This is a genomic window from Mycobacterium sp. ACS4054 (assembly GCF_001667275.1).
In the GTDB taxonomy this organism is placed as follows: Bacteria; Actinomycetota; Actinomycetes; order Mycobacteriales; family Mycobacteriaceae; genus Mycobacterium.
Genome location: NZ_LZHV01000081.1, coordinates 1 through 12,276, shown reverse-complemented (window position 1 = coordinate 12,276; position 12,276 = coordinate 1). Strand labels below are relative to the sequence as shown.

The following is a 12,276-nucleotide window of genomic DNA, read 5'->3' as shown; positions in this document are numbered from 1 at the left end:
ATCGGCCGGCTCAGCCAACTCTGGTTCGACGCCCTGACCGCAATCTCGAACCACGTCCGACACGGTGGCGGCGGCCTAACCCCCTCCGACATCACCCCCGCCCAACTCACCCAGGACCAAATCGACCAACTACAACAGCAATACGAGCTCGCCGACATCCTGCCGCTCACCCCGCTCCAGGAGGGATTGCTCTTTCACACGCGCACCGCTCACGGGCTCGGTGACCTGTATGCGATGCAACTCGACATCACCGTCGACGGGCCCCTCGACCCCGTGCGACTGCACGACGCCGTGCAGACCGTCGTCAGGCGCCACCCCAACCTGGCCGCCCGGTTCTGCTCACGATTCGACCAGCCGGTGCAGATCGTCTTGGCCAACCCCTCGGCGGCCTGGCGATACGAAACCCTCGACTCCGGCGAGCCGATCCAGCGCGTCAGCGCCGCCGAACGGGCGAGCGTGTGCGAGCTCGCCGAGGAGCCGGTCTTCCGGGTGGCGTTGATCCGCACCGCCGAGGACCGGCACCGAATCCTGTTGACGTTCCATCACATCGTGCTCGACGGCTGGTCACTGCCGATTCTGCTGCAAGAGATCTTCGCCGCCTATCAGGGCCGGCCGCTGCCCGCCCCGACGCCATATCGCCGGTTCGTCACCTGGCTGGCCCAGCGGGACCTCGACGCCGCCCGCGCCGCCTGGTGCCAGGCCCTCGCCGGCCTCGACGCCCCGACCCTGGTCGGCCCGTCGAACCGGTTGGCTCTGGGGCCGCGGGCCGTCTCATCGAATCGGCTATCCGCCGAAATCACGCAATCCGTAAGCGAACTGGCGCGTGCGAATCACACCACGGTCAACACCGTGCTGCAGGCCGCCTGGGCGCAGCTGCTGATGGGCATGACCGGCCAGCGCGACGTCGTGTTCGGCACCGCGGTGTCGGGACGGCCCACGGAGGTGGCCGGCGCCGAAACGATCGTCGGCCTGATGATCAACACCGTGCCGGTGCGGGCCACCATCACCCCGGCCACCACCACCGCCGGCCTGCTCGCGCAACTGCACAGCGCCCACAACCACACCCTCGACCATCAACACCTGGCGCTCAACGAGATTCACCGCGCCACCGGCCACGACCAACTGTTCGACACCCTATTCGTCTACGAGAACTACCCCGTCGACCCCGCCGCAATGCTGAACGTCGACGGGTTGACCGTTGCCGGGTTCACCGGCCACGAATCCAACCACTACCCGTTGACGATGCAGGCCACACCGGGTACCGAGCTCGGCTTCCGCATCGAATACGACACGGACGTGTTCGACGCGGAAAGCATTGATACACTGGTCAATCGGCTGCAGCGGATCATGTCGGCGATGGCCGCCGACCCTCAGCTCCGATTGTCGGCGATCGACGTGCTCGGCGCCGACGAGCGTACCCGCCTCGATGCGATGGGCAACCGGACTGCCCTGGGCGAGGCGGCGCCGACACCGCTGTCGATCCCGGAACTGTTCGCCGGCCACGCGGCCCGGTCCCCGCAGGCGATCGCCATCCGCGACGCGGGCCGGGCCCTGACGTATCGGGAGGTCGACGAGGCCTCGGATCAGCTGGCCCGTCTGATATCTAGCTGCGGTGCCGGGCCCGGTGGGTGTGTGGCGCTGTTGCTGGAGCGCTCCGCGGAAGCAGTCATCGCGATGCTCGCGGTATTGAAGGCGGGTGCGGCGTACCTCGCGATCGACCCGGCGCTGCCCGACGAGCGAATCGCCTTCATGCTGAGTGACGCCGCGCCGGCGGTCGCGATTACCACCACCGCGCTGCGGCCACGGTTGGCGGGACGGGCATTGGCCGTCATCGACATCACCGACGACCGCACGACGGCTCAACGCGGGCCCGAGCCGCCAACCCCCTCGCCGGACGATGTCGCCTACCTCATCTACACCTCGGGCACCACGGGAGTGCCCAAAGGCGTTGCGATCACACACCGCAACCTCGCCCATCTGGTGGAGTCGGCGTCGGCGCATCTGCCCGCGGACCAGGTGTGGACGCAATGTCACTCGTACGCATTCGACTTCTCCGTCTGGGAAATCTGGGCCGCGCTGCTCGGCGGCGGGCGCCTCGTCGTGGTGCCCGAGGAGGTGGTGACCTCACCCAAGGACTTCCACGCCCTGCTCGTCGCCGAAGGCGTCAACGTGCTGACCCAGACGCCGTCGGCCGCCGCGGCACTTCCCCAGCACGGCTTGGAGTCGGTGGCACTGCTGCTCGGCGGCGAGGCCTGCCCCGCCGAGTTGGTGGACCGGTGGGCAGCCGGGCGCGTGCTGATCAACGCCTACGGTCCCACCGAGGTCACGGTCTACGCGACGCTAAGCGCGCCGTTGACAACGGGTTTGGGGACCGTGCCGATCGGCGCCCCGGTGTCGACCGCGGGATTGTCCGTCCTGGACGACTGGCTGCGCCCCGTCCCGCCCGGAGTGGTCGGCGAGCTCTATGTGGCCGGTCGCGGCGTCGGGATGGGGTATTGGCACCGGGCCTCGTTGACCGCCTCCCGCTTCGTAGCCAGCCCGTTCGGGCCGCCGGGAACCCGGATGTATCGCACCGGTGACCTGGTCCGCTGGCGCCCCGACGGCCAACTCGACTACCTCGGCCGGGCCGACGAACAGGTCAAGATCCGCGGATACCGCATCGAACTCAGTGAGATCCAGGCCGCCCTGACCGCACTCGACGGGGTCGAGCACGCCGCCGTCGTCACCCGCGAAGACCGCCCCGGCGACAAGCGCCTCGTCGGCTACATCGTCGAAAGTGCCGCCGGCACGGTCGATCCCGCCGCGGCGCGGTCGGCACTCACCGAGCGGCTGCCCGGACACATGGTGCCCGCGGCGATCGTGGTGCTGCGGGCGCTGCCCCTGACCGTCAACGGCAAACTCGACACCCGCGCCCTGCCCCCACCCGACTACACCAGCGCCGACGACTACCGCTCGCCCACCACCGCCGTCGAGGACCTGCTCGCCACCGTCTACGCCCAGACCCTTGGCCTCGACCGGGTCGGCATCGACGACTCCTTCTTCGACCTCGGCGGCGATTCGCTGTCCGCGATGCGCCTCATCCCCGCGATCAACGCCGCGCTGGGCACGGACCTCGTTGTGCACCAGCTGTTCGACGCGCCCACCATCGCGCAGTTGGCGCCCCGCCTCAACGCCGAGTCGAGCCCACGCAGTCCGTTGGTGGCATGCGAGCGGCCCGCCGCGATCCCGCTCTCGTTCGCCCAGAACCGGCTCTGGATTCTCGACCAGTTGCAAGGCCCCTCAGGCGTTTACCACATGAAGGTCGCGCTGAGGCTGCGCGGCGCCCTTGATCCCGAATCGCTGGCGGCCTCCCTGGCGGACGTGGTGGCCCGTCATGAAAGCCTGCGCACGGCGTATCCCGCCCCCGATGGACTGCCCCAGCAACTCGTCGTCCCCCCCGACCGGGCGGATATCGGTTGGGAGGTCATCGACGCCGCCGCGTGGCCGCCCGCCAGACTCGATGAGGCCATCGACGAAGCGGCGCATCACCCGTTCGGCCTGGAGACCGAGATTCCGCTGCGGGCAAAGCTGTTTCGGGTCGGTGACGACGAGCACGTGCTGGTCGGTGTCGTCCACCACATCGCCTTCGACGGCTGGTCGCTGGCGCCGTTCGTCCGCGATCTCAACGAGGCCTATCGGGCGCGCCGGCACGGGCTGGCCCCGGATTGGCCGCCACTGCCCGTGCAATACGTGGATTACACGTTGTGGCAACGGTCGACGTTCGGCGCGCTGGACGACCCCCATAGCCGGATCGCCGCGCAACTGAAATATTGGGAAGAAGCCCTGGCCGGCATGCCCGAGCGCCTGGAGCTACCCACCGACCGACCGTATCCCTCGGTGGCCGACCACTGCGGCGCCAGCGTGACCGTGGACTGGCCGGCCGATCTGCAGCGGCGCATACGTGAGGTGGCCCGCGGATACAACGCGACGAGTTTCATGGTCGTTCAGGCCGCTTTGGCGGTGCTACTGTCGCGGCTCGGCGCGACTTCCGATGTCGCGGTGGCCTTCCCGGTCGCCGGCCGCGGCGACCCGGGGCTCGATGAGCTGGTGGGCTTCTTCGTCAACACCTTGGTCCTGCGGGTGGACGTGGCCGGAGATCCGACCGTTGCCGACTTGCTGGCCCAGGTGCGTCGGCGCAGTCTGCTCGCCTTCGAGCACCAAGACGTGCCGTTCGAGGTGCTCGTCGAGCGGCTCAACCCCACCCGATCGCTCAGCCACCACCCGCTCGCCCAAGTGGCGTTGGCGTGGCAGAACCTGCCGGGCCACGCGAGCGACCCGGTCGCCGGGCTGGCGCTGGGCGATCTGCAGGTCACCCAGGTGCCGATCGGCACCCACACCGCCCGAATGGATTTGACGTTCTCGCTGGCCGAGCGTTGGACCGAGGACGGTGTGCCCGACGGGATTCGGGGCACGGTGGAGTTCCGCACCGACGTGTTCGACGCGGGCACAATCGCCCGGCTCGTCGAGCGGTTCGAGCGGGTGCTGGTGGCGATGACCAACGAGCCGCAGCTGCGGTTGTCGTCGATCGATCTGTTGGACTCAGGGGAGCGCGACCGCCTTGACAGGGCGTGCAACCGGGCGGTGTTGGACCGGCCCGCGCCGCCGCCGGTGTCGATCCCGGCGTTGTTCGCCACCCATGTGTGCCGCAACCCCGACGCGGCGGCGATCAGCGACGGGACGCGCACCTGGACCTACGGGGAACTGGACGCGGCCTCAAACCGGTTGGCGCACTTGCTCACCGGACATGGCTCCGCTCCCGGCGAATGCGTCGCGCTGCTGTTTTCCCGTTCGCCCGAGGCCATCATCGCAATCCTGGCGGTGCTCAAGACCGGGGCGGCATATCTGCCGATCGATCCGGCGCTGCCCGCGGCCCGGCTGGAATTCATGCTCGCCGACGCCGCGCCGATCGCCGCGATCACCGCCGCCGGTCTGCGTTCGCGGTTCGACGGGCACGACCTTGCGACCATTGTCCTCAGCGAGGACGCAATCGGCTCGCACCCCGACACACCGCTTGCCGGGCCCGCCCCCGACAACCTCGCATACCTCATCTACACGTCGGGGACCACCGGGGTTCCGAAATGCGTTGCCATCAGCCACCACAACGTCACTCAGCTACTGGGGTCGCTGGATGGCGGTCTGCCGAGCACGGGTGTCTGGCCGCAATGTCATTCCCTGGCCTTCGACGTCTCGGTGTGGGAGATCTTCGGTCCGCTGCTACGCGGCGGCCGGGTCGTCGTGGTGACCGAGGACGTGACCACGTCGCCGACGGACTTCGAGGACCTGCTGGCCGCCGAACAAGCCGACGTGCTGACGCAAACCCCTTCCGCCGTCGAACTATTGTCGCCGGAGCGGCTGGAATCGACGGCGTTGGTGGTGGTCGGTGAGGCGTGCCCCGCCGAAGTGGTCGACCAATGGGCGCCCGGGCGGTTGATGATCAACGCCTACGGCCCGACGGAGACGACGATGTGCGTCGCGATCAGCGCGCCGCTGACGGCCGGTTTGGGCGCGGTGCCCATCGGCGCACCGGTCCCGGGGGCGGCGCTGTTCGTCCTCGACGAGTCGTTGCGCCAGGTGCCGCCGGGCGTCGTCGGTGAACTGTATGTCGCCGGTCACGGCGTCGGCGTCGGGTATCTGCGGCGGGCGGGGCTGACGGCGTCGCGATTCGTGGCCTGCCCGTTCGGTGGCCGAGGGGCGCGCATGTATCGCACCGGTGACCTGGTCCGCTGGCGGCCCGACGGGCAGCTGCACTACCTCGGGCGCGCCGACGAACAGGTGAAAATTCGTGGCCATCGCATCGAGCTCGGTGAAATCCACGCCGCGCTAACCGAACTCGAGGGCATCGAGCGCGCCGCGGTCATCGCCCGCGAAGACCATCCCGGCGACAAGCGGCTGGTCGCCTACGTCACCGGCACCGCTGAACCCGCCGACGTGCGCGCCGCGCTCACCGAACGGTTGCCCGGTTACATGGTGCCCGCCGCGGTCGTGGTCCTCGATGCGCTGCCCACCACCATCAACGGGAAGCTCGACACCCGCGCCCTGCCCGCTCCCGACTACCAGGCGGGCGACCAGTACCGCGCCCCGACCGACGCCATCGAGGAAATCCTGGCCGGCATCTACGCCCAGGTCCTCCGCCTCGACCGCGTCGGCGTGGACGATTCCTTCTTTGACCTTGGCGGAGACAGCATCTCGTCGATGCAAGTGGTCGCCCGCGCCCGGGCAGCCGGTGTGATGTGCCGGCCGCGAGACATCTTCGTCGAGCAGACCGTGGCGCGGCTCGCACGCGTCGCCCACATCACCGGCGGGCCGGGCGATGTGGTCGACGAGGGTATCGGCCCTGTCACGCCGACCCCGATCATGCACTGGCTGCACGAGATCGACGGCCCCATCGACCAGTTCAACCAGACGATGGTGCTACTGGCGCCCCCGGGCGCCACCCAAGCGGACGTGGTCGCGCTCCTGCAAGCCCTGCTCGACCGCCACGCGATGTTGCGGCTGCGCGCTGACGATGTCGACACCGGTGAGTGGTCGTTGACGGTGTCCGAGGGGGGCTCGGTCGACGCCGGCGCGTGCCTGCTGGCCGTCGACGAGGTGACCGACGAAGCGGTGGCGAGCGCGCGGTCGCGACTAAACCCCGCGGCCGGCGTGATGCTCAGCGCGCTGTGGGTGGCCGACACCGGACAGCTGGTGTTGATGGTCCATCATCTTGCCGTCGACGCGGTGTCCTGGCGAATTCTGTTGGAAGACATCAACGTCGCCTGGGCGCAGCGGCGCAGCGGTCGGCCGATCACGCTGCCGGCAGGCGGGACTTCCTTCCAACGGTGGGCCGCGCTACTGGCCGAGCACGCCCGCCGGCCCGCGGTGGTCAACCAGGCCGAGGCCTGGCGACAGGTCGCGGTCACCCGGGCCCCCCTGCCGGGACCGGTGCCACAGATCGACACCTACGCCAGCGCCGGACACCTGACGGCAACGCTGGACGCCGACACCACCCGGCTACTGCTCGGTGAGGTTACCGCGGCATTCCATATCGGCATCCAAGAAATCCTGCTGATCGCGTTCGGGTTGGCGTGGCGGGAGTTCTCGGGTCCTGACGGGGACGCATCGATCGCGATCGACATCGAGAGCCATGGCCGCTACGAAGATCTCGCCGCCGATGTCGACCTGTCCCGCACCGTGGGCTGGTTCACCACCAAATACCCGGTGCCCCTGCCGGTCGACGGGCCGCGCTGGGCGCAGCTGCTCACCGGTGACGCGGCAGTCGGCGCGTTCGTCAAGCGCGCCAAGGAGCAGCTTCGCGCCGTCCCCGAGGGCCTGACCTACGGTCTGCTGCGTTACCTCAACGCCGACATCGCGCTCCCCGAGTCCGACCCGCCGATCGGCTTCAACTACTTCGGTCGGCTGGACGGATCCGAGGCGCCCGGCGAACTCTGGCGAGTCAGCCAAGACGGCCTGGACATCACCACGTCCGCCACTGCGGTGCCGATGCCGCTCGCCCACACCCTGGAGCTCAACGCGGGCGCGGTCGACACGGGCGCCGGACCGCGCCTGCACGCCGAATGGGCCTGGGCGCGTTCAGCACTGGATCGCCAGCAAGTCGAGCGGCTCAGTCAGTTGTGGTTCGACGCGCTGACCGGCATCTGCGCCCATGTCCAGCGCGGCGGCGGCGGCATCACCCCATCCGACATCATCCCCGCGCGTCTCACCCAGCCCCAGATCGACGAATTGCAGCGGCAATTCCCGATCGCCGACATCTTGCCGCTCACTCCGCTTCAGCAAGGCTTGCTGTTCCACGCGGCGGCCCAGAACAGCGACGGCGACCTGTACTCGATGCAGCTCGACATCTCCGTCTCCGGTCCGCTCGACCCCGATCGCCTCCGCGGCGCGGTGGATGCCGTCGTCCACCGTCACCCCAATCTGGCCGCGCGATTCTGCACTCGCTTCGACGAGCCAGTCCAACTCATCCCGGCCGAGCCCCAAACACCCTGGCAATACCTCGAACTCGAGGGCGACGTGGACGGGCAGCTGCGGCGCATCTGCAGCGACGAACGCGCGGCGGTGTGCGATCTCAAGGGCTCGCCCGCTTTCCGCGCCGCCCTGATCCGCACGGGACCGGAAACCTACCGCGTCGTATTGACCAACCACCACATCGTGCTCGATGGCTGGTCGTTACCCGTTCTGCTACAAGAGATCTTCGCCAGTTACTACGGCCAGCGGCTACCGGCGGCCGTGTCGTATCGCCGGTTCGTCAATTGGCTGGCCGAGCGTGACCTCGACGCCGCGGAAGCGGCCTGGCGCGAGGTGCTCGCCGGCTTCCACACGCCCACGCTGGTCGGACCTCCGGGCCGTCCGGCGCTGGGCGCCCGGGAGGCCGCCTCGGCCCGGGTCCCGGAGGCCATTACCCTGGCCGTCAACGAGCTGGCGCGGTCCTGCCACACGACGGTCAACACGGTGCTGCAGGGCGCATGGGCACAGGTGTTGATGTCGATGACCGGCCGGCGCGACGTCGTCTTCGGCGCCGCCGTCTCCGGACGGCCGACCGATGTGGTCGGCGCCGAAACCATGGTGGGCCTGATGATCAACACCGTTCCGGTGCGCGCGACCATCACCCCGGACACCACCGTCGCCGACCTGCTCGGCCAATTGCACACCGCGCACAAGCAAACCATCGACCATGAGCATTTGGCGCTCAAGGAGATTCACCGCATCACGGGCCTCGACCAGCTGTTCGACACGTTGTTCGTGTTCGAGAACTACCCGATCGACGCCACGGCACTGTCCCACAGCAACGGCTTGGCCATCACCGAATTCACCGGCATCGAATCCAGCCACTACCCGCTGACGATGCAGGCCCGGCCCGACCGCGAATTGGTTCTCCGGGTCGAATACGACAGCCAGGTATTCGACGCCGAGAGCATCGAGTCATTGATCGAACGCTTCCAGCGGGTGTTGGTGGCCATGACCACTGATCTAGGGGGATGACTTGACCACCAACCCAACCCGCCGGTTGTTGTCCATCGACTTGCTCAACGAGTCCGAGCACGCGCGCCTGGACGAGTGGAGCAACCGCGCGGTGTTGACCCAGCCCGCGAAGCGGGCGTCGATTCCGGCACTTTTCTCCGAGCAGGTGTCGCGGGCCCCGGACGCCGTGGCGGTGACCTTCGAGGGCCGCTCGATGACCTATCGGGAGCTCGACGAGGCCGCTAATCGACTGGCGCACCTGCTGATTGACCACGGTGCGCGCCCGGGTGTGCGGGTGGCCCTGCTCTTTCCCCGGTGCGCCGAGGCCATTGCGGCGATCTTGGCGGTGCTCAAGACCGGCGCGGCGTATCTGCCGATCGACCCGATGCATCCTCGGGCCCGCATCGAGTTCATGCTCGCCGATGCCACCCCGATTGCCGTCCTGACGACGGTTGAGCTGAGGTCGCGGCTGGACGGCTGCGGTGTGACCGTCATCGATATCGCCGACCATCGAATCGAGGCCCAGCGCGTCACCGCGCCGCCGCCCCCCTCACCCGACGACATGGCCCACCTGGTCTACACCTCCGGAACCACCGGTGTGCCGAAAGGCGTTGCCGTCACCCACCACAACGTCACGCAGTTGTTCGATTCGCTCGAGACCGGGATCGCCCTGACCCCCGACCAGGTGTGGACGCAGTTTCATTCGTACGCGTTCGACTTCTCGGTGTGGGAGATCTGGGCCGCGCTGCTGTTCGGTGGACGACTGGTGGTGGTACCCGAGTCGGTGGCCCGCTCACCGGAAGACTTCCACGCCCTGTTGGTGGAAGAACAGGTGAGCGTGCTGACCCAGACCCCGTCCGCGGTCAGCGGCCTGTCACCCGACGGACTGGGACGCGCGGCATTGGTCATCGGCGCCGAAGCATGTCCTCCGGCGCTGGTGGACACCTGGGCGCCCGGGCGCGTCATGGTCAACGTCTACGGCCCGACCGAAACCACGATGTGGGCATCGAAGAGCCTGCCGCTGGCGCCGGGCTCGGGGGCACCGCCCATTGGATCACCGATCGCGGGAGCCGCGTTCTTCGTCCTCGACGAGTTGCTGCGCCCGGTGATGCCCAAGGTGGTCGGAGAGCTGTACATCGCGGGACGCGGTGTGGGGGTGGGTTACTGGCGCCGGGCCGGCCTGACTGCGTCACGGTTTGTCGCGTGCCCGTTCGGGCCGCCCGGAACCCGCATGTATCGCACGGGGGACCTGGTGCGCTGGCGCCCCGACGGGCAACTCGACTACCTCGGGCGGGCCGACGATCAAGTGAAGATCCGCGGATATCGCATCGAACTCGGCGAAATCCGCACCGCGCTAAGCGAACTCGACGGCGTCGCGCAGGCCGCGGTGATCGCTCGCGAGGATCGGCCGGGTGACAGAAGGCTCGTCGGCTACCTCACCGAGACGACGCCCGGCACGGTGGACCCCGCCGCCGCCCGCGCTGCGCTGGCCGGCCGGCTGCCCGGCTACATGGTCCCCGCGGCCATCGTCGTGTTGCAGGCGCTGCCGCTGACGGTCAACGGCAAGCTCGACACCCGCGCCCTACCGGCGCCGGAATACACCAATGGTGAGCGATACCGCGCTCCCAGTGATCCCAACCAGGACATCCTGGCCGGCATCTACGCGCAGGTGCTCGGACTCGAGCGGGTCGGGATCGACGACTCCTTCTTCGACCTCGGCGGCGACTCCGTCTCCGCGATGCGCGTGATCGCGGCGATCAACGCCGGCCTGGCCGCCGACGTGTCGATGCACACCTTGTTCGACGCGCCAACCGTCGCCCAGCTGGCGGCCCACATCGGTGGTGATGGCGAACGCCCGCGGCCCCTGGCGGCCGCCCAGCGGCCCCAGGTCATTCCGTTGTCGTTCGCCCAGAGCCGGCTGTGGTTCCTCGACCAATTGCAAGGCCCCTCAGCGGTTTACAACCTGGCCGTGGCCTTGCGCCTGAATGGCGAGCTGGACATCGACGCGCTGAGCGCCGCGGTCGACGATGTCATCGCCCGTCATGAAACCCTGCGCACCGTGTTCCCCGACCTGGACGGCGTGCCGTTCCAGCGGGTATTGCCGGCTGAGCGCGACGAGGCTGTCCTGCAGGTCGTCGATGCCGGCAGGTGGCCGCCGGCCCTGATCGACGAGGCCGTCGATACCACGGCGCACCACGTGTTCGACCTGCAAACCGAGATCCCGTTCCGGGCCACGCTGTTCCGCATCGCCGACAACGACCATGTGCTCGTGGGCGCGGTGCATCACATCGCCGCGGACGGGTGGTCGATCGCTCCGCTCGTCAGTGATCTGAATGTGGCCTACGCCAGCCGGTGCGCCGGATGCGCCCCCGATTGGGCTGATTTGCCGGTGCAGTACGCGGATTACACGCTGTGGCAGCGGGCGCAACTGGGTGACCTCGCGGACGGCGGCAGCCCGATCGCCCGCCAGTTGGCGTTTTGGCAGGATGCGCTGGCCGGGATTCCCGAACGCGTGGAGTTGCCGACGGATCGGCCGTATCCGGCGGTGGCCGATCAGTGCGGGGACACGGTGGCGGTGGATTGGCCCGCGGAGCTGCAGCAGCGGGTGCGCGCCGTGGCGCGCGAGTGCGGCACGACGAGTTTCATGGTGGTCCAGGCCGCGTTGGCGGTGCTGCTGTCCCGGGTGAGCGCGAGTTCCGATGTGCTCGTGGGCTTTCCGATCGCCGGGCGGCGCGACTCCGCCCTGGATGGGCTGGTCGGATTCTTCGTCAATACGTTGGTGCTGCGGGTGGACGTGACGGGTGATCCCACCGTCAGCGAGCTGCTGAGCCAGGTGCGTCGGCGCAGCCTGGCCGCCTACGACCATCAAGACGTGCCCTTCGAGGTGTTGGTGGAGCGGCTCAATCCGGTGCGGTCGTTGGCGCATCATCCGCTGGTGCAGGTGATGTTGGCCTGGCAGAACGTGGCGGGCGAGGCCGCGTTGACCTTGGGCGACCTGCAGGTGACCCAGTTGCCGGTCGACACCCGGACCGCGCGGATGGATCTGACGTTCAACCTGGCCGAGCGTTACACCGATGCCGGTGAGCCGGGCGGGATTTCGGGGGCGGTGGAGTTCCGCACCGACGTGTTCGACCCGGAGACCGTTGTGGGGTTGGTGGAGCGGTTGCGGCGGGTGTTGGTGGCGATGACCGCTGATCCGGGCATGAGGTTGTCGGCGATTGATGTGCTCGAGGAGGGTGAGCGGGACCGGCTGGATGGGTGGGGTCATCGGGCGGTGTTGGG

The 12,276-nt window shown here is 68.7% G+C and carries 1 pseudogene; it reads left to right on the top strand.

What is annotated here, in order from left to right:
- Positions 1-12,276 (top strand): annotated as a pseudogene (locus A5730_RS24010) (amino acid adenylation domain-containing protein); the annotation flags it as partial.